General features: G+C 38.4%; 18 protein-coding genes and 2 pseudogenes. 18 read left to right on the top strand and 2 right to left on the bottom strand.

What is annotated here, in order from left to right:
* The first annotated feature begins 8 nt into the window (after positions 1–8).
* The 13 genes and pseudogenes from B0I26_RS06750 to B0I26_RS06690 all read left to right on the top strand — a co-directional run bounded on the left by B0I26_RS06750 (position 9) and on the right by B0I26_RS06690 (position 15,704).
* A complete protein-coding gene (locus B0I26_RS06750) occupies positions 9–842 on the top strand; it encodes a glycosyltransferase family 2 protein (RefSeq protein ID WP_111644701.1) in 834 nt (277 codons plus the stop codon).
* A 29-nt stretch (positions 843–871) separates the two neighbouring features.
* Positions 872–2,194, top strand: coding sequence for an O-antigen polymerase (locus tag B0I26_RS06745; RefSeq protein WP_111644700.1), 1,323 nt, complete (start codon positions 872–874; stop codon positions 2,192–2,194).
* A 7-nt stretch (positions 2,195–2,201) separates the two neighbouring features.
* A complete protein-coding gene (locus B0I26_RS06740; RefSeq protein WP_111644699.1) occupies positions 2,202–3,341 on the top strand; it encodes a glycosyltransferase family 4 protein in 1,140 nt (379 codons plus the stop codon).
* Positions 3,342–3,367: 26 nt separating this feature from the next.
* The gene (locus B0I26_RS06735) at positions 3,368–4,588 is read left to right on the top strand and encodes a glycosyltransferase family 4 protein (protein WP_111644698.1); all 1,221 of its coding nucleotides are present in this window, start codon (positions 3,368–3,370) and stop codon (positions 4,586–4,588) included.
* Positions 4,589–4,630: 42 nt separating this feature from the next.
* Positions 4,631–5,956 (top strand): UDP-glucose dehydrogenase family protein, encoded by a 1,326-nt coding sequence (locus B0I26_RS06730; protein WP_111644697.1) that lies wholly within the window; start codon positions 4,631–4,633, stop codon positions 5,954–5,956.
* 59 nt (positions 5,957–6,015) lie between these two features.
* On the top strand, positions 6,016–7,404 hold the full coding sequence (locus B0I26_RS06725) for a sugar phosphate nucleotidyltransferase (protein WP_111644696.1): 1,389 nt from the start codon (positions 6,016–6,018) through the stop codon (positions 7,402–7,404).
* Positions 7,405–7,480: 76 nt separating this feature from the next.
* A complete protein-coding gene (locus B0I26_RS06720; RefSeq protein WP_111644695.1) occupies positions 7,481–8,590 on the top strand; it encodes a hypothetical protein in 1,110 nt (369 codons plus the stop codon).
* Complete coding sequence (manA, locus tag B0I26_RS06715) at positions 8,587–9,537, top strand: mannose-6-phosphate isomerase, class I (RefSeq protein ID WP_111644694.1); 951 nt, start codon at positions 8,587–8,589, stop codon at positions 9,535–9,537. Before B0I26_RS06720 ends, manA begins: the two co-directional genes overlap by 4 nt.
* 21 nt (positions 9,538–9,558) lie before the next feature.
* Positions 9,559–11,301, top strand: coding sequence for a phospho-sugar mutase (locus tag B0I26_RS06710; RefSeq protein WP_111644693.1), 1,743 nt, complete (start codon positions 9,559–9,561; stop codon positions 11,299–11,301).
* 15 nt (positions 11,302–11,316) lie between these two features.
* A complete protein-coding gene (galE, locus tag B0I26_RS06705; protein WP_111644692.1) occupies positions 11,317–12,285 on the top strand; it encodes a UDP-glucose 4-epimerase GalE in 969 nt (322 codons plus the stop codon).
* A gap of 219 nt (positions 12,286–12,504) precedes the next feature.
* Positions 12,505–13,779, top strand: coding sequence for a hypothetical protein (locus B0I26_RS06700; protein ID WP_111644691.1), 1,275 nt, complete (start codon positions 12,505–12,507; stop codon positions 13,777–13,779).
* A 140-nt stretch (positions 13,780–13,919) separates the two neighbouring features.
* Positions 13,920–14,787 (top strand): annotated as a pseudogene (locus tag B0I26_RS06695) (ADP-ribosylglycohydrolase family protein).
* A 122-nt stretch (positions 14,788–14,909) separates the two neighbouring features.
* Positions 14,910–15,704: a uracil-DNA glycosylase family protein gene (locus B0I26_RS06690; RefSeq protein WP_111644690.1), complete on the top strand. Its 795-nt coding sequence runs from the start codon at positions 14,910–14,912 to the stop codon at positions 15,702–15,704.
* Between the two features lie 183 nt (positions 15,705–15,887).
* On the opposite strand, the gene B0I26_RS06680 is transcribed toward B0I26_RS06690, so the two are convergent.
* Positions 15,888–16,067, bottom strand: a complete 180-nt coding sequence (locus tag B0I26_RS06680) for a transposase (RefSeq protein ID WP_245934729.1) — start codon at positions 16,065–16,067, stop codon at positions 15,888–15,890.
* 211 nt (positions 16,068–16,278) lie between these two features.
* Positions 16,279–16,413, bottom strand: a complete 135-nt coding sequence (locus B0I26_RS06670) for a winged helix-turn-helix domain-containing protein (protein ID WP_245934725.1) — start codon at positions 16,411–16,413, stop codon at positions 16,279–16,281.
* 69 nt (positions 16,414–16,482) lie between these two features.
* Here B0I26_RS06670 and B0I26_RS06665 point away from each other — a divergent pair, with 69 nt between their 5' ends.
* The 5 genes and pseudogenes from B0I26_RS06665 (at position 16,483) to B0I26_RS06645 (ending at position 19,380) form a co-directional block, all read left to right on the top strand.
* Complete coding sequence (locus B0I26_RS06665) at positions 16,483–16,740, top strand: DUF2283 domain-containing protein (protein WP_111644687.1); 258 nt, start codon at positions 16,483–16,485, stop codon at positions 16,738–16,740.
* Positions 16,741–17,013: 273 nt separating this feature from the next.
* Positions 17,014–17,220, top strand: a pseudogene (locus B0I26_RS18525) (UDP-glucose 4-epimerase GalE); the annotation flags it as partial.
* A gap of 311 nt (positions 17,221–17,531) precedes the next feature.
* Positions 17,532–17,789: a hypothetical protein gene (locus tag B0I26_RS06655; RefSeq protein WP_146612798.1), complete on the top strand. Its 258-nt coding sequence runs from the start codon at positions 17,532–17,534 to the stop codon at positions 17,787–17,789.
* A gap of 250 nt (positions 17,790–18,039) precedes the next feature.
* On the top strand, positions 18,040–18,972 hold the full coding sequence (locus B0I26_RS06650; RefSeq protein WP_111644685.1) for a hypothetical protein: 933 nt from the start codon (positions 18,040–18,042) through the stop codon (positions 18,970–18,972).
* 102 nt (positions 18,973–19,074) lie between these two features.
* Positions 19,075–19,380: a hypothetical protein gene (locus B0I26_RS06645; RefSeq protein ID WP_111644684.1), complete on the top strand. Its 306-nt coding sequence runs from the start codon at positions 19,075–19,077 to the stop codon at positions 19,378–19,380.
* The last annotated feature ends 147 nt before the right edge of the window (positions 19,381–19,527 follow it).

The following is a 19,527-nucleotide window of genomic DNA, read 5'->3' as shown; positions in this document are numbered from 1 at the left end:
ATATAATTATGATAGTAAATAGTAACATGATATTACCAAAAATATCGGTAATTACAGTTTGTTATAATAGTGTTAAAACGATTGAACAAACTATACTAAGCGTAATAAACCAATCTTATCCTAACATCGAATATATTATTATTGATGGAGGATCAACTGACGGTACAGTTAATATTATAAAGAAATATGAGTCTAAGATTGCTTTTTGGGAGAGTTCCCCCGATAAAGGGATTTATGATGCTATGAATAAGGGAATTAAAATTGCTACGGGAGATTATATTGCTACTTTAAATTCAGACGATTGGTATTATGATTCCAATGTTATTCAAGATATTGTTAATGTTATTAACTCTAATTCTAATATAGACATAATTCACGGAAGCATTAATATTTGTGATATCGATGGGAATATACGCTATACGATATTAGGAGATAAAGAGCCTTGGAAAAATATCCAAAAATATATGCCTGTTTGGCAGCCGACTATGTTTGTGAAAAGAGAGCTTTATGAGAAATATGGCTTCTATGATCTGAATTATAAAATTGCGGCAGATTATGAATTTATTTTTAGAGTAATTAATAAATGTAATTTTTATTGTTTAGATAAAATTATAACAAATATGAGAGACGGTGGAGTGTCCAATACAAGGTTATTATATATAAATAAAGAAAATTATAAAATTAGAAAACAATATAATGTAAATTTATTGTTCAATATTTTACTTTATTGTAAATTTATTCTTTTTACATCAATAAGAATATTATTAGAGAAAATGGGTATGATACGTACTGTAAATATTATCAAATCAGTTATTAATAGGAACAAAATAGTCTTAAAATAATGACTCTTTTTAGGGTGGAATATAGATATATGGTTAACATATTACTATTAATTAATTTATTATTATGTTTTTATATATTAATTAAAAAATATTTATTAGTTAAAAAAGTAAAATTAGATCATGTGTTTTTATTTATAATAGGATTTATTTTCTATTGGTTATTGCCTATTGCTATTGGTGAAAATAATTTATTTCATCATTATCCTATGATGAATACATGGTATAATTACTATCAAAATATTTCGGAAGAGAATAAAGTTTATTATCTGCTTACTTGTTCTGCTGTCATAGTTACGTTTTTAATCTCAGATTATCTTTGTAATAAATCATTGATTAAGAATTTAAAGTATTATAAATCAAAAACAGAATTATATGTAAGCAGAAAAATTTTAAGTTTTTTTCTATACTTTACTTTTTTGATTTATGTTTTATATTTACTGAAGATTAAGGACAAACTTTTTACAGGTTATACTCTCGAATATTCAATTGATGATAGAGGTTTTTTAATCGGTCTTAGTTATGTAATTTTAGCGATATGCTTTATTTATACTACCAAAAATGATTTAGATAAAAATTTTATAAATAGATCTCTAGGTTTAAAAATATTTTATAATAAATACTTTTTTATTTATTTTATTTCATCATTGTTTATATTATCATTAGGTACTAGACTTTATTTTATCTCGAGTGTATTCATGTTGTTAAGTTATATAACAACTTACCATAGTGGTTTATCAAAGGGAAAATTATTCTTTTCAATAATAGTATTAATCTTATTTATGAGCATAGTGGGGATATTAAGATTTGGTAGCACAGAATTTAGTTTTGAAAACATAATGTATGTGTTTTTAGGAGAATCATTATATACAGGTTTCTCTTTATTATCATTTATAGCATTAGATTTCTTATCTATAATTAATTTGCCAACGTCTTTATTTAGTCAATTTATAAATTTAATACCAACATTTTTACTTCCTAATAAATTAGAATATATAATCGATTTTAATGATATGGGTTATCATATTTATGCTCCTTTAGGGGCTCTAAATTCATTTGTTTCTTTAAATATTAACTTTGGTATTTTGGGAACAATATGTTTTATTATTGTATTTGTAATTCTTTTGAATATAGTAAAAAATTTGGGTCAATTAAATTCCTTTTACAGAGTGATATATGTATTTATTAATGGTGCTATTCCTTTTTCTTTTTTTAGAGATCCTTTTTCTATATCAATTGTTAAACTGATTTTCCAATATTCATTATTGTTGCCTGTTATATTAGTTCTTATTGTCCATGTTATTTCTATTGTTTTGTTAAAAAATAGAGTTATTAATATTTCTTTGAAAGGATAGTTCGTGAATGAGAATTGGTATAGATGCCTTGTATATAAGACCCGGAAAAGTTGGCGGCACAGAGAGTTATTTAAGGAATTTACTCAAAGGTCTAGAAGATATAGATCAAGAAAATCAATACTATATTTTTACAACTGAAACGAACCAAGAAACTTTTCACTTTTCTAAAGAGAATTTCAATAAAGTAGTGTGTAAACTGGATGGACAAAATCGATTTAAGAGAGTTTTTTTTACAAACACTAAACTTCCTAAGTTAATAAAAAATTATAATTTAGATATTATGTTTTTTCCAACGTATATACGTACAATTACCAAGGTTAAGGGAACAAAAATAATTTCTAATATACATGATTTGCAGTATAAGCATTATCCTCAATACTTTTCTTTACTTCAAAAGCTTGTATTCAATACTTTTTATCCTATTAGTGTAAAAAAAAGTGATAAAATTGTAGCTATTTCTCAATTTGTAAAAGAAGATATACTTACGCATTTTCCAGAAGTAAAATCAAATAAAATAAAAGTAATATATAACCCAATTGATTTTGATAGCTTAGATGTAACCAGTGAAACCAATGCTTTGTTTCAACGGTTGAAATTGAAAAAAAATAGCTATATTTTATCTGTTGCTTCATTATTACCACATAAAAATTTACCAACACTGGTAAAGGCTTTTTCTCATCTAAAAGGGGATTATCCAGATATAAAGCTTGTTCTAGTGGGTGTAAAAGGCAAGTCTACTCAAACCATTGAAGAAATGATTCGGAACCTGGGAATAGAAGGAAATGTAATTATTCCCGGATTTGTTACAAATGAAGAGTTGTCTGCTTTATATAGTAATGCCAAAATTTATGTTTCCACTTCTATTTTCGAAGGGTTTGGAATGCCTCCGGTTGAGGCAATGTATAAAAAAATTCCAACGATTACTACTAAATGTGCTTCTTTGCCAGAAGTAACTTTAAATAAAGCCTATTATTATGATGACCCTTTTAGCGATCAACAGCTATATGAAAAAATCAAAGAGATTCTTGAGTGTGCACCTGATCCAGCAGATTTAATGGAATATTCTAAATTAGTAAAGGGGAAATATTCCAACGAAAAGATTGCCTACGAATATTTAGCACTTTTTAATGACGTCTATAATTCATAAGATTGAATAGATTGGTGTGAATAAATTTGAAAAAAGATTTATTAATTCTTACGGAGTTTTATTATCCTGATATTGCGTCTACAGGGAAGCTGTTAACCCAATTGGCGGAAGATTTAGCTTCTTTAGGATTAAGTGTCGATGTTTTAACAGGAATGCCTTCCTACCATCAAAAGCAAAAGAGTAGAAATGATATTGAAAAAAAAAGTGTTTACAATGACGTATATATTGAACGGATTCCATCTCTAAAATTAGATAAAAAAAATAAAATCGGGAGATTACTGAACTATTTCTCTTTTACTTTATCAGTTTTATTAAGATTTTATAAGCTAAAAAACTATAAAAATGTGCTAGTTGTATCAAATCCTCCGTTACTTCCTATTGCAGGGTATGTTAGTTCTAAGTTATATAAAAATAATTTTTGTTATTTAATTCATGATTTATATCCGGATATTGCCATTTCTTTAAAAGTGATAAAACCTAACAGCATAATGGCTAAAACAATGGATTTTTTGAATGATAAATTTTTTCGATATGCCAAAAGAGTAATTGTTTTAGGCGAGGACATGAAACAATACCTAAAGGATAATAAAGATGTTGATGAATTCAAAATAGAAGTAATACCGAATTGGGCTGATAAAAATGTTATTAAAGTTTATCCTAAGCAGAATCACTATTCAGAGAAGTATGGATTAGATAATAAATTTGTTGTACTTTATTCCGGTAATATCGGTCTATTTCAAAATCTAGAGATGATTATCGAAACAGCAAAACTGTTAGAAGGATATAAAGATATTGTATTTTTATTTGTTGGAGAAGGTGGAAAGAAAGAAAAGCTAATTAATATGGTAAAAGAATATAATTTACAAAACGTTAAGTTTTGGAGTTATCAATCTGAGCAAGACTATCCTTATCTATTAAGTTCCGCTGATTGTCATATTGTGACTCTTGAAGAGGAAGCAGAAGGGCTCGGAGTACCAAGTAAGACTTACTCTTATTTGGCTTCCGGTAGACCTATTATTGCAATTATGAGCAACAAAACAGATGTGGGTTTATTAGTTGAACAACAACAGATTGGTTTTAGAGTTGACCAAAATAATATAAACCACTTAAGGGAGTCAATTTTAGCTCTTTATTCGAGTGAAAAGTTGAAATTTGAGATGGGAAAAAAAGCGAGAATCATTTTTGAAAAAAATTATGAAAGAAAAATCTGTACCCAAAAATATTTCTATTTGTTTAACAAACTTTAGAAAGTTTATTAGTAAATAAATAAGCAGTCCGGAGGAATATTAATGAAAATCTCGGTTGTTGGAACTGGCTACGTCGGTTTAGTCACCGGCGTTTCTTTATCTCATATTGGTCATTATGTGACATGTATTGATATCGATGAAACAAAGGTAGAAAAAATGCGTCAAGGTATTTCACCTATTTATGAGCCTGGACTTGAAGAGTTAATGAAGGAGAACATTCAAGCCGGGCGTTTATTTTTTACAACAAGCCATCAAGAAGGTTTTAGAGATGTCGATGTGATTTATATTGCTGTTGGTACTCCTGAGAAAGAGGATGGCTCTGCTAATTTGTCGTATATCGAACAAGCGGTTCGAGACATTGCGGCAAATATTACAAAGGATATCATTGTTGTGACGAAAAGTACAGTACCAGTTGGAACCAACCATTATATAAAAGAGTTGTTAATTTCTTTAGTTCCTAAGCATATCAATGTGGAAGTGGTGTCAAATCCAGAGTTTTTGCGGGAAGGTTCTTCTGTGTATGATACGTTCCATGGTGATCGGATTGTCATTGGTGCCGATAGCGAAGAAGCGGCAAAGGTGATTGAAGAAATTAACAAACCTTTTGGCATTCCAATTTTTAAAACGGACATTAAAAGTGCGGAAATGATTAAATATGCTTCGAATGCCTTTTTAGCGACGAAGATTAGTTTTATTAACGAAATTGCGAATATATGTGAAAAATTAGGAGCCGATGTGGAAAGCGTAGCTAGAGGTATGGGAATGGATAAGCGCATCGGCTCTATGTTTTTAAATGCGGGAATTGGCTATGGCGGCTCTTGTTTCCCAAAAGATACAAAAGCTTTGACGCAAATTGCGGCGAATCTTGACCATAATTTCGAATTGCTAAAAGCAGTGATTAAAGTAAATAATCATCAGCAACGCATTTTAATTGATAAAGCAAGAGAACGTTTTGGAAGCCTAACTGGTAAGAGAATCGCTTTATTAGGTTTAGCCTTTAAACCGAATACAGATGATATGCGTGAAGCAGCTTCGATTGTGATTTCGAAAGAGCTAATTGCTGAAGGAGCAAAAGTTGTCGCTTACGACCCAGTTGCGGTTGAAAATGCAAAGAAGGTCTTACCACAAGAGGTAATATACACGGAATCTATTGAGGACGCACTTGAAAATGCAGATATGGTGTTTATTCTTACTGAATGGTCACAAATTAAGGAATTAGATTTAAATATATACGTTCAAAAAATGAAACAACCGATTGTTTTTGACGGACGGAATTGTTATAGCATAAATGAAGTGCAGCAATATCCTATCGAATACCATTCGATTGGCCGCAAACCAATTTATAATTATCAGTTCCAAACAGTTTAATAATGAATGCAAAGATCAGATCGTTTAAGATCTGATTTTTTTATTATGGAGGGTTATAAATGAAACTAGTCCTTTTATCTGGCGGATCTGGCAAGCGCCTCTGGCCTTTGTCGAATGATACGCGCTCGAAGCAGTTTTTGAAAGTGTTAGAAGGAAAGAATGGCGAGAAACAGTCGATGGTACAGCGCGTTTGGGGGCAGTTAGAAGCTGTTGGGCTGACCGAGTCCGCGGTCATTGCGACATCGAAAATGCAGCGTGATATGATTCATCGCCAACTAGGGACGGATGTACCATTGATTATTGAGCCGGAGCGCCGCGATACGTTTCCAGCGATAGCGCTTGCGGCTTCTTTTTTATATACGATCGAGAATGTGTCAGAGGATGAAACGGTCGTTGTGTTACCGGTGGATCCGTATGTAGAAGATTCTTTTTTTCAAAGAGTGAAAGAATTAGAAAGTGTTCTTGAGCATTCGAATGCAGAGTTGGCGTTAATTGGTGTAAAACCGACGTATCCTTCTTCTAAATACGGATACATCGTTCCGCGGGAGAAGGCGGAGGGGCACGAGTATTTTGTGGTGAATCATTTTACAGAAAAGCCAAGTGAAGAAAAGGCGCAGACGTTAATTGCGATGAACGCTTTTTGGAACTGCGGTGTATTTGCGTTTAAATTAAAATATTTAGTCAATCTTCTAATGGAGAAAGGTATTCCACTTCATTTTGATCAACTTTCCAGCCAATACAGCACGTTGCCGAAAATTAGTTTTGACTACGAGGTAGTCGAAAAAGCGAATCATATTGTTGTGCTTCCGTATGATGGTTATTGGAAAGATCTCGGTACATGGAATACTCTGACAGAAGAAATGGCAACGAAGCAAATTGGGAAAGGCGTATTAGCGGAAGATGTGGTGAATACCCATTTGGTGAATGAATTAGACATTCCTGTGACGGTGATTGGTACAAAAGACCTTGTTGTGGCAGCAAGTCCAGATGGAATCTTGGTGGCCGATAAAGCTTCCAGTCCGAAAATTAAAGATTTAATGAACGGTTTTCATCAGCCGCCAATGTATGAAGAGCGGATTTGGGGCTGGTCGCGTGTTTTAGATTATGCGAAGTATGAAGATGGCCAAGAAATGGTCACAAAGCGTATTTGTATTCATGCAGGGAAAAACTCAAGCTACCACTATCACCATTTACGAGACGAAGTATGGACAATTGTTCGCGGTGAAGGAGAACTAGCGTTAGATGAACATATCACCCGCGTGAAAGCGGGAGATATTATCCATCTTCCAGCAGGGCGAAAACATGGTATTCGGGCGATTACAGAATTAGAGTTTATTGAAGTGCAAACAGGTTCTGGTATTAGTGATGAAGATTTTGTACGGCTTTATTTTAATTGGGACGATGTCATTCGTCACTTCCAAAAATCAAAAGCAAAAGTGATTTCTTAATTTTGAAGGGGGGAGGGCAAAATTGCGCTCTCCCTGTGTTTTTTTATGTAAAAAATAGAGAGGCTTGGTTAAATCGATGAAGACGATTGCTTATTACATTTCTGATTATGGTTTCGGGCATGCGGCAAGAAGTGTTGCGCTCATTCGTCATTTGTTGGCCATGGAGAAAGACGTGAAGGTTATTATTTGTCACTCTTTTGCCCTTCACTTTTTACGAGAGTCTTTGAAGGACGAGAATCGCGTAACATTCCGCACAATTGAAACGGATATTGGTTATGTGTTGCAAAAAGACTCGATTGAGCCGGATATCGAAAAATTAAATGTTGAATATAAAAAATATCTGCAAAAGTGGAATTTCCTAATCGAACAAGAACGAGATTTTTTACAGACAAATAGGGTAAATTTCGTTATTTCGGATATTTCCGCTTTTCCGTTTGAAGCAGCGTATACGCTAGGAACTCCTTCACTTGGTATATCCAATTTTACTTGGCATACAGCGTATCAAGGATTAATTGCTGACCCGCTCCTTAAGCCTTTAAAAGAGTCCTATGAAAAAATGACGTTTTTCTTCTCTTTAGCCGGAAGCAAAGAGTCGGATTGGGCGATGAAAAGAACAAAGCAGTTTGGCTTTTTTGCAAGAAACGTAGACAGCAAAGAAGTTAATCGGATAAGGGAACTTGTGGATCCAACTGGTGAGAAATTCGTTGTGTTCTTCGGACTTGGGATGAAAATCGATGTCGGACAACTAGAACGTCTACCGATTTGGGATAGTCCTAATTGTACGTTTATCGTTTCATCCAACGTTCAAGTGCAAAGGCCAAACGTTTTTTCCATTCCAAAAGACTACATCGAATCGCAACATTATATTGCCGCAGCGGATTTCGTTATTTCAAAGCCAGGTTGGGGAATCGTCAGCGAAGCAGTATGTAATCGTAAACCATTATTGATTTTAGATCGCCAGACAATGAAAGAAGATCAAAATACGATTTCATTTTTAAAGGCAAATCATTTATGCAAGACAATTACATGGGATGAATTACGTCAGCTTGTCATTAACGAAGAATTCATCAATGAGTTGCAGAGTCAACATAAACATGATGGTGATTTTCTTGTCAATCAAGCAGATATCATTTCAAAAGAAATTTTGCACGTGTTAAGAAATAAAAATGAAAGGGTTTTACAATGATGAAACAACCGATTTTCTTACGTCCTATTTTTCAAGAACGCATTTGGGGCGGAACGAAATTGCGGGATTTGTACGGATATGACATTCCTTCTGAGCGAACGGGGGAGTGTTGGGCGATTTCCGCGCATCCAAACGGGCAAAGTGTTGTTCGCTTTGGAGAGTTTGAGGGGATGACGCTAGGAGAGTTATGGGATGAACACCGTGAACTGTTCGGTCATTATGACAGTGACCGTTTTCCGTTATTAACAAAAATTTTAGATGCAAATGAAGATTTATCGGTTCAAGTTCATCCACATGATGAATATGCCCGTATATATGAAAATGGGGAATTAGGCAAGACGGAATGTTGGTATGTCATTGATTGTGAAGAAGATGCGGAAATTATTTTTGGACATAATGCAAGTACAAAAGAAGAGCTTGTCGAAATGATTGAAAAGGGCCAATGGGACAAGTTATTGCGTCGCGTCAAAGTGAAACCAGGCGACTTTTTTTATGTCCCAAGCGGCACGATTCATGCGTTATGTTCCGGTTTGTTGATTCTCGAGACACAGCAAAGCTCTGACACGACATATCGCGTCTATGACTACGACCGTCGCGACAAAGACGGTAATTTACGTGAATTGCATTTAGAGAAAGCAATTGATGTCACGACCGTGCCGCATGTGCAAGAAAAAGTAGAGCCAGCGGTTGTAAAAACGGCAGGCGCGACAATTACGACATTTGTTGAAAGTGAGTATTTTACCGTTTATAAATGGGATGTTCATCATCAACTAGAGTTAGAACAAGATAAACCATTTATGCTTGTCAGTGTCATTGACGGTGAAGGAACGATTGGAACGGAAGAAGGAGAATGGGAGATTCGGAAAGGAGACCATTTTATTCTTCCTTATCAACTTGGAACGTTTCGAATTAACGGAAACGTGCAAATGATTGTGTCACATCCGTAAACAACAAGGGGGGACAGAAAGATGACATATAAAGCAACAGTAGAAAAATGGCTTTCCTATCCAGCGTTAGATGCAGAGTTAAAACAACAATTGCTTGCTATGCAAAATAATGAGAAAGCACTTGAAGATAGCTTTTATAAAAACTTAGAGTTCGGCACAGGCGGGATGCGCGGGGAGATTGGCCCTGGTACAAACCGAATGAACATTTACACGATCCGAAAAGCATCGGAGGGATTGGCGCGTTATATTGTTGAACGAGGCGAAGAAGCGAAAGCACGCGGTGTTGTCATTGCCTATGATTCCCGCCATAAGTCGCCGGAGTTTGCGTTAGAAGTGGCAAAGACGGTTGGGAAGCATGGGATTAAAGCTTACTTATTTAAAGAGCTTCGGCCAACGCCAGAGCTGTCATTTGCTGTTCGTTATCTCGGCGCTTTTGCGGGCGTAGTTATTACCGCCAGCCATAATCCGCCGGAGTATAACGGGTTTAAAGTGTATGGAGAAGATGGCGGACAAATCCCGCCGGCTGCGGCAGATACGATTATTCAATACGTCAATGCGGTCGAAAATGAATTGACGGTGGAAGTGGCCGAGGAGAAAGAACTTCTTGAAAACGGCTTGCTTACCTATATCGGTGAAGAAATCGATGAAGCTTACATTCAGCAATTAAAAACGATTCAATTAAATCCGGAACTCGTTGCGAAAGTGGCGAAAGATTTAAAAATTGTCTTTTCTCCGTTGCACGGTACAGCCAATAAGCTCGTCCGCGCCGGGTTAAAAGCATTTGGTTTTGAAAACGTTACCGTCGTTAAGGAACAAGAGCTGCCTGACCCGAACTTTTCAACCGTTGCTTCGCCAAACCCGGAAGAACATGCGGCGTTTGCATTGGCGATCAAATACGGAGAAGAAATAGGAGCGGATATTTTAATGGCGACAGACCCGGACGCCGACCGCCTTGGCGTCGCGGTGAAAAACCTTGACGGACAATATGTTGTCTTAACGGGCAACCAAATGGGCGCGTTAATGGTGGAATATTTATTATCGCAAAAGAAAGCAAAAGGCATCTTGCCGGAAAATGGCGTCGTTGTGAAAACAATTGTAACATCTGACATCGGCCGCGCGATTGCCGAACATTATGGATTGCCGACGATCGATACGTTAACGGGCTTTAAATTTATCGGTGAGAAGATTAACGAATTTGAACAAACAAAACAATACACGTTCCAATTTGGTTATGAAGAAAGCTATGGCTATTTAATCGGCGACTTTGTCCGCGACAAAGACGCGGTGCAATCCGCTATTTTTGCGGCAGAGGTCGCGGCGTATTATAAGTCAAAAGGAAAAACATTATATGAAGGGTTATTAGAGATTTTTGAAAAATACGGTTACTACAAAGAATCATTACGCTCGTTGACGTTAAAAGGAAAAGATGGTGCCAAGCAAATCGCAAACATTCTAGCAACCTTCCGCAAAGAACCGCCGAAAGAAATCGCTGGGGTGGAGGTTGTCGCGATTGAAGACTATTTAACAAGCAGGCGTACCATTGTCGCGACAGGGGAAGAACAAACGATTGACTTGCCGCGTTCGAACGTCTTGAAGTACCATCTCGCCAATGGTTCGTGGTTCTGTTTACGCCCGTCAGGTACAGAGCCGAAAGCGAAGTTTTATTTTGGAGTCAAAGGAACTTCGTTAGAAGAAAGAGAAAAATTACTTAGTGAATTAGAACATACCGTCATGAGTACTGTTCATCAAATCGTTAACTTATAATCTGGGGGATTGTCTATGATTCTCGTTGTCGGCGGCGCCGGTTATATCGGCAGTCATTTAGTGAAAGAGTTAGTTGAAAAAGAGCAAGTCATCGTGCTTGATAACTTATCGACGGGTCATCGCTATTTAGTCGATGACCGTGCGGTGTTTATTCAAGGAGATTTAGGGAACCGGGCCGATTTGGAACCGATTTTTGAAAAATACCCGATTAAAGCTGTGATGCATTTTGCGGCGAACAGCTTAGTCGGCGAATCGGTCGTTCATCCGCTCAAATATTATCAAAACAATGTGGCGGCGACGTTAACCTTATTAGAAACGATGCTGAAATATAATGTGAAAAACTTTATTTTCTCCTCAACCGCGGCAACGTATGGCATTCCAAATGTCGAATTGATTACGGAAGATTGCCCAACCAATCCGATTAACCCATATGGCCGTTCGAAGTTAATGATTGAGCACATTTTAGCAGACTTTGCTTCGGCGTATGGGCTCAACTATGTCGTCCTTCGCTACTTTAATGCAGCTGGGGCGCATGAGTCAGCAGAGATTGGCGAAGACCATAACCCGGAAACGCATTTAATTCCGATTGTCTTACAGCACTTGTTAGGCCAGCGCGACAAAATTTCTGTCTTTGGTACGGACTATGGCACACCGGATGGGACATGTATTCGCGACTATATCCATGTTACCGACTTAGCGAAAGCGCATATTTTAGCGCTCGAAGCCTTATTGTCAGACAAAAAGAAAACCGCTATTTACAACCTTGGCAACGGCTTAGGTTATTCCGTCAAAGAAGTGATTGAAACGTGCGAAAAAGTAACGGGACGTAAAGCCGTCATTGAATACACCGACCGCCGCCCGGGCGATCCGGCGCGACTTGTCGCGTCATCGCAAAAAATTTACGAAGAGTTGGGCTGGAAAGCGGAGTATTCATTGGAAGACATTATCGCAAGCGCATGGAAATGGCATCAGCGGAAAGGATAAGGAAGACAGGCCGCCCTCGTCGTGGGGCGGCTGGTTGTTTTTTAATTTAAGTAATCGAAATATTCAGTATATATTTGAACAGTTAAATAGGAACAGTGTACAGTCACGGGAAGATATTGACCAAAATCATCTGTCTAAAAGGAATATAGAGAACTGCTATCGAAATCATAAAGGGTAATTTTTCTTCTTTTTCAAACTTGATACAAAAGAGGGATCACGATGGAATGGAAGTTGACACGTGAAAAATATCAGCAGTTATTATCGTTTATTGGGTATGGAAATTTTCCTGAGGCGGACATTATCGTGTTTGGTAACGAGGAAGGGACAGGCGGTTATGGAATCGAGGAGAATGTAGAGGCGCGCATTCGCTATTATGGAAAAAACGAAGCGGGTAAGTATGAGGATTGTGTTAACAAAGATAATCCGAGCGGAGGGTTTTGGGAATCGGGTAAGGAGGACAAAATCGCTCGTTACTTGCGGGAGCAATATGGGGAGGAAGTCGAAGATAAGTTTTACACAAAAGGCACCTTTTTATCTATGGTGGCCCGAATTTGCCTTGCTTTAGAGTGGGGAAGGGATAGTGTTAGTAATTTGTTTCAAACATATAATAAATGTCCTAAGCTTAAAGAAACGATTCAACTTTATATTTTAAATGAATTGTTTACAAAAAGAGAGGGATTTCAAACGTGCTTAAGTGATTGGCGTCCTCTCCCTCGGCCGTCAGAACGGGTATGGCCGACGGAATATAGTGAAATTTGGCCGGATCATTCTATAGGAAATCCATATCTAAAAGCATTTAACAACCCGGATATAAAGGAAGAAATAAAAACGGACTTCAGCAATTTTACCGAAGATGTGAAGAGAAGGATGGTATTGTTAAAAAACGCGTTTGTCTCTTCAAAAGCTAAGGTAATTTTATGTCTAGGAGGAGCTAACGGAGTGAAGAAAACAGTGTTGAAGGAAATGTTCCAACTTGAAGAACGTGACTTCTCTTCGTTAGATATAAAGGCCGATGCCTCCAAAAATTTATCATCGTATCACGCGACTGTCCACCTAAGGTATAAAGATTTACATATTCTTCTTCTCCCGTTTCCTCAGGCAGGATATGGGTTTCAAGATGGGGAATCGATGTTAAATTATTACCAGCAAGTTACGGAGCGTTACTTGTATCCCATACTTGGCCGTGCGTCAAATGACGGCAATGACAGATCGGAAGGTGATACGGAAATGGGATCGAATGGTCATGCATCGCAAGGACGGTCACCGTGGACAAGGGAAGAGAATCTTTGTATTTACCGCTATTTGGATCTTTTTCCACAAAAAAAAGACAGGGAAATTGCAGATCTTATCAAGAAACATGAACGATTGAGCAAAATTGTTAATCGTAGTGCTAGTGCGATCGCTCAACACACTGCCAAGTTAAGAAAACTTCAAGGAGATTTAAATGTACCGGATCCTGTGCATAACAACGATCGAGGTTTTAATGATTATTAAAGATAAAATAGGCTAGTATAGCGGATGGAATTTACTAAAAACACCATTGTCGATAGTAGAGTTATCCATGTAAGGAGGAGGAACGTTGGAAAGGCGTGATTGTGCGTTTGGCGAATATGGAAAACTAAGGGGGTAAAGGAATGCTTGACCGAATCAAAGGAGGGCTGTTCGGCGTCGCGATCGGTGATGCGCTCGGGGCGACGACGGAGTTTATGAGTGCCGAGGAAATTCGCGGCACGTACGGAAAAGTGACGGACATCATCGGCGGCGGTTGGCTTGATTTACTGCCTGGGGAAGTGACGGACGATACGGCGATGACGATTGCGGTGGCAAAAGGAATCATTCGGAATAAGGAAAACCCGATTGCCGCGATTGGCGAGGAGTTTTTGAAGTGGTATAAGACCAATCCCCCCGGATGTCGGCAACATCATCCGCACCGTGTTTTCGTTGTATGCTGGCGATTGGTTTGATGCTGCTTATCGGGCTTGCCAGAAGCTCGATGGCAAATGCGCGGGGAACGGGTCGTTAATGCGCTGTCTGCCAATTGCGCTGGCGTATGCGGATCAGGAAAAGATAGAGGAAGTCACGGTCCTTCATTCGAATATGACACATCATGATGATCAAGCGGCGGAAGCGTGCCTTATTTATAATCGCATTGCTTCTCGGCTGTTGCATGGGGAAAAGCTACCGGCGGCAATTAGGCAAGAAGTTGTTCATACGCGATACGAACCGCTTTTAACGGTTGAACCTTCCTGCCCGCCTGATGGCTATGTGGTGCATACGATGAGCTGGGTTCTTCACTGGCTGTTGCGCTGTGAATCGTTTGAAGACGTCGTCATTTCGGCGGCGAATATGGGAGAGGATAGCGATACGATTGCGGCCATTGCGGGGGGATTGAAAGGATTGGAAGTCGGATATCGCCAACTGCCAAGCCGTTTTAAGGAAAAGATTGTATGTGCCGATGAGTTGGAGGTGTTAGCGATTCAATTGGCAAATGTTCGGGTTTAGTGCGAGTGGAATTTGTTACAGCCTGCTTCCTCGGCTGATTAGTTTGAGATAGGACTTATAAGCTTTCGATTGTTTCTGTCGCTGTTTCTTTGTTCGAAATTTTTGTGAATGATGGGGGATGTATGATGCTAGCTCATCGATTGGCTGAAATACATTCGAGTTTTGGAATTTATAGTGAGCCACAATTAATAGGAACGTTGCCTTTTAATATAGTGTCGGATTTGAAACAAGTCCCTGAGTTAAAATATTTAGTGGATTTTTATGAAACGTATTTCCAGCATTATAAAAAAGCAATGGATCCATCTCGGAATTATTGGCCTTTTAAGAGGGACGATATTGCCCGAAGTGTGGATTTGCCGTTTATTGGGCGCGAGGTCATTGAGCAAGGTAAGGCAGAGTATTTCTTTGTATTTAAGGGTTCCTTGCAGAAAGAAGAGAAGCTTAGTATGACCGTCCTTTCTTGTTTTTGGATTTTTGAAGATATACAACCTTATCAATCGTTTTTTGATCGCTATTGGCCCAACACCCAAAATTATGATTCGCTTGTTCGAAATTTAGGTATAACGAGGGATATTGCAGAAAGATCATATGTGACTGACTTTGCCAGGATAGCTAATCATAGAGGGACTCGGGATATGAAAAAGTGCAAGGAACTGTTAATAGAAGAAATACATTTATTAAACCCTCAACTTGTCATATTAGTCGGTTCGGAGCCAAGAGATGCATTTAGACGCGAACTTAGCTTGTATCCAGAAAAGTATATGAGTGTTCCGTTTTCGTTAAAAGGGGTTCCGAAAAAAACACAAATAGAGGGCCCACTTCTTTATAAGCAACTGCGTGAACGCCTTTATTTGTTGAATAAGGAAAAGGCCCAGTTCCTGTCACACCACGCGGATGACCGAGATGATAGAAATTAAATAATGATAAGAAAAACGTACAATGAAAAAGAACGAGTGCGGCACACACTCGGTCAGCGCAACTATATAAATGCACCTTGAAAAGTTAACCTTTGCATCACACAGCACACCCCAAGCGTCGAAGCACCTCTTCCGGTTGTTGATCAATATATTCCATAAACCGGGTAATGGCTCGATCAATATCTATTTGATCTTTATGAAACACATTCGCATGACTGTCTCTTTGAGCCATTTCCACAAGCGTTCGATCGGATTGAGTTGCGGGGAATACGGGGGTAGAAAGATCAAGTGAAACGATTCCCCCTCTTGACGCAAGAACTCTTTGACCATTTTGGCATGGTGGATGCGGGCATTGTCGAGCACGAGTACAATCAATTTGTCAGGATAATGGCTTTTGAGGATTCTCAAGAAATCCAATTGAGCACATTCACGGCTCCAAAAAGCGAAATGTGGGCATGGTGGCCATAGGTGGGCGCTTGCTTTTGTTGACCCACTTCCGACCAAGTAGTTCGCAGGATTTGATACGACCGGATGTGCGTTTCATCGACATACAAAAGAATCATATCGGGAGTGATTAGTTTTTTATCAGCTCCATTTGTTTTTCAAACGCCTGCTGTTGTTCGGCGTCACCTTTGGCTAAGGTATAGGTGGGGCGGATCCAAGACAGTCTCATTCGATGCAAGAGTTTCTGAATTCCTTCCCGGGACATGGCCACCTCGTAATGTTCACGGATATAGGACTGAAAGTAGGTTAAATCAGGAAACAGGAGGTGCGATTTATGTTCGTCCAAAATCTACAGGAAAACGTTAAATACTCCTATGACTATGATCACGATGTCCTTTATATTTATTTGGGCGAACCAAAAGTATCGTACGATAATGAAGCAGCTCCTGGCCTGTTTATTAGATTTTCTGAAGAAGACGATGTCATTACTGGCATCGTTATTATGGACTACAAGAAGAGGGACATTGATCTTATAAGGAAATATATACCGATAAATATCAACTTTCATATGATCAATCAACAAATTCACTAGTTTTAAATGAATTTCGCGTTGTTTAATGTGTGTTGGCCTGTAAAGCGAGCCTTTCTTTCAATTAGGAACGGCTCGTTTATTCTTTATTTAGGACAGGATGGCGGGTGTCATGGGATCAGTGCCTGTGCATGTGATCTGAAAAGTAGACAGTATAAAATCGGTTAAGCAGGAGGAATCGGGACTAAACAGCTCTGATTCCTTTACTTTTCTCGTCTTTTTTCTAAGTGTCTTAGGATCGACCGCAAGAGCTATGAGTGCCTGTCATTTGTCGAAGGCTATTCTGTCAATGAAGTCATTGAAATAGATGAAAAAGTAACCGGCCACAAAGCCTTCATTGAATAAACCGACCGCTGCCCGGACTCCCCAGCGCGCCTTGTTGCCTCCTTGGAGAAGATTTATAAGGAACTCGGCTGGAAAGCGGGATATTCGTTGGAACAAATCATCGAAAGCGCGTGGAAATGGCATCAGCGGAAAGGTTAAGAAAGACCGGCCACCCTTGTTGCGGAGGGTGGCTGATTTATTTATGTGTATAAATAACTGAATATTCTGTATATATTTGATTGATAGTGCTGTGCGTAGTGGCGACGGTGTGGTTTTTGCTTAACGGTTGGTGGCAAGAGAGTTAGGGAGTAGTACATATATCGTAGGTATATTTTCATAAAAATGTTATGGAAGGAAAAGGAGTGGAGTGGATAGGCGTCGAAATAAAAGGATTGGTGTCAATATAGCAAAATATGGAGGATAGAAAAATGAATTAGCAGCGATTCCCGGAACAAATGTGGGTAGCGCTGTTGGAGGAGCTTTACGAAGGGAAAATCGTATCTACATTTAAAGGAAAAGAAACGTTTCAAGTCGTGTCGTTTTCTGATGAGGGAATTTTTGTACGTCTGACATCGAAGGACAAAGAAGTGTTTCTCAGTAAAACGGCCATGATGAATGCAATCCGTAAGTTAATCGCTTATGAAGATGGCATGCGCCAAAAAATGGTCGACCCAGAATCGCGTTTAAACTGGGATTGCTTTACCTTCTTCCATGGACGGAGAAGGTGAAGCGGTTGGAAGATGGGAAAAACGTTTCTTATTTGATGCTAACGGCTAAGGCGCAGGAACAATTGGCGACTGGGGAATAGCATTAAAGGCATTTTATAGAAATGGATCATGTTTTCATGCGGAATAGCTGTGTTTTTTCATTGGGGGGAGAAACAATGGTATTGAATTAGGGAAAAAGTCAGATCTCAATTTCGTCGAGGTCATTGGCTACCAATTTGAACGGGTGCATACCGGGGTTATTAAGTGGATATTGGATTCGGATCATTCTACAGTGGCGATGCAAGAAAAAGGAAAAGTATTGGAACGGATATACGCAAAATGTAACAAACCGATGCCGTTTGCGGTCGATGAAATCGAGCGTATCGTATGTCATCTCGAATATGCTTTTGGCCGGAGAAGAAAAATCGACTTAGTAGTAGAGATACAGCTGGCTGATGGGAATCGCAAGTATATCGTGATGGAGATGAAAGTGGACTCGATTCCAGAATTAGAGCAGTTAGAGGGAACATATAGCGATTTTTTACATCACCACCAATGTAAAGAAGACGATGCTCTGTTTTTACTATTTATCTTCGGTTCCGCACAAGTATGTATGATTCCGAATCACCGACATTTTTATGTGCTCAAACTGCCAGATATTATAGAAGCTTTCCAAGGATTGCTGGTAGATCATTACATATCTACAGATTGGATGGATTCGCTTAAGCAAGAAGAGATTCGAAAACAAACAGTGGTGGAAACATTAAAATCAGCAACAAATCTAAAGGATGAAAACTACTGGCGAAAACGCGGATATCGCCTATGGTTCTCACTCTTTCATTATTTATACGACGACTTAAAACACCATTCCAAGCGGGCGAATGAGTGGGAGGTTTACAGCGCCAGCAATAACCCGCTCATGAACTTGGAACATGGATGGCTGAGAAAAGAACTGTTTCAAAAACTAGTCCATTTCTACTGGGAGTTTAACTATGAACAATTGTTTCTAAAATTAGCCATCGATCAGATAAATCCTTTAACAAAGGAAGAATTAACTCACTTGAGAAGCGAAATAACACAAATTTGTCGTCATGCATCGGAGAAAAGAAATAAACAAGGACCGACTAGAAATACGAATGGAGCGTTCGTATCTCTGTATAAATGGAAGTTTGATTTTGTGGAAGAGGATTTCGTGGATTCATGAAAGAAACGGATCATATTATCGATGTGGTATATGCGGAAATCGGCAAATGGTAGAGACGGGAATACTAGGCGACATTATCAAAATAATAAGGGATGATATTCGGTGATTTATATCGTCGGAGCAATCGTATTACTTGTATTGATATTGCTGTTCGGGGCATTAGGTGATTCGGATGTAGGAGGATGCGTAGGCTGTCTGCTAATTTTAGTGATCATAGCGATCGCGATATTTTTGCTGTGGAGATTTAAGCTATTAGGATTTGCATTAAAGGCGGTAGAAGCTGTATGGAATGTAGTAAGCAGGATGCTCCAATTTGTTACGCGGCGGGTGCTGTTATATTGGTATAAAGATGAAGAGACGGGCCAAGATGCTTTACTTTTCTCCCCATTTGATGAGGTAATCGGGTAAAAGGGCGCATGGCTCGTTGAATTGTGGTCGTTTAGAATCATTCATTTGGTGGCGAGTGCGTTGTTCATGTCAGTTGCGTTGCCAGTACCAGGTGAAATGAAAAAGCGGATCGAATAGTGATTTGTTAGAAAGCTTCTCACCGCGAAA

This window comes from Paranoxybacillus vitaminiphilus (assembly GCF_003259935.1).
GTDB lineage: Bacteria > Bacillota > Bacilli > Bacillales > Anoxybacillaceae > Paranoxybacillus > Paranoxybacillus vitaminiphilus.
The sequence above is the reverse complement of the archived record's forward strand: the minus strand, read 5'-3'. Positions and strand labels throughout refer to the sequence as shown.

What these genes read in the sequence shown, in the direction of transcription:
- galE (WP_111644692.1), top strand. Translation starts at nt 11,317, where the DNA reads ATGATTCTCGTTGTCGGCGGCGCCGGTTATATCGGCAGTCATTTAGTG.
- B0I26_RS06665 (WP_111644687.1), top strand. Translation starts at nt 16,483, where the DNA reads ATGTTCGTCCAAAATCTACAGGAAAACGTTAAATACTCCTATGACTAT.
- B0I26_RS06740 (WP_111644699.1), top strand. Translation starts at nt 2,202, where the DNA reads ATGAGAATTGGTATAGATGCCTTGTATATAAGACCCGGAAAAGTTGGC.
- manA (WP_111644694.1), top strand. Translation starts at nt 8,587, where the DNA reads ATGATGAAACAACCGATTTTCTTACGTCCTATTTTTCAAGAACGCATT.
- B0I26_RS06750 (WP_111644701.1), top strand. Translation starts at nt 9, where the DNA reads ATGATAGTAAATAGTAACATGATATTACCAAAAATATCGGTAATTACA.
- B0I26_RS06700 (WP_111644691.1), top strand. Translation starts at nt 12,505, where the DNA reads ATGGAATGGAAGTTGACACGTGAAAAATATCAGCAGTTATTATCGTTT.
- B0I26_RS06725 (WP_111644696.1), top strand. Translation starts at nt 6,016, where the DNA reads ATGAAACTAGTCCTTTTATCTGGCGGATCTGGCAAGCGCCTCTGGCCT.
- B0I26_RS06745 (WP_111644700.1), top strand. Translation starts at nt 872, where the DNA reads ATGGTTAACATATTACTATTAATTAATTTATTATTATGTTTTTATATA.
- B0I26_RS06690 (WP_111644690.1), top strand. Translation starts at nt 14,910, where the DNA reads ATGATGCTAGCTCATCGATTGGCTGAAATACATTCGAGTTTTGGAATT.
- B0I26_RS06710 (WP_111644693.1), top strand. Translation starts at nt 9,559, where the DNA reads ATGACATATAAAGCAACAGTAGAAAAATGGCTTTCCTATCCAGCGTTA.
- B0I26_RS06670 (WP_245934725.1), bottom strand. Translation starts at nt 16,413, where the DNA reads ATGTCCCGGGAAGGAATTCAGAAACTCTTGCATCGAATGAGACTGTCT.
- B0I26_RS06730 (WP_111644697.1), top strand. Translation starts at nt 4,631, where the DNA reads ATGAAAATCTCGGTTGTTGGAACTGGCTACGTCGGTTTAGTCACCGGC.
- B0I26_RS06720 (WP_111644695.1), top strand. Translation starts at nt 7,481, where the DNA reads ATGAAGACGATTGCTTATTACATTTCTGATTATGGTTTCGGGCATGCG.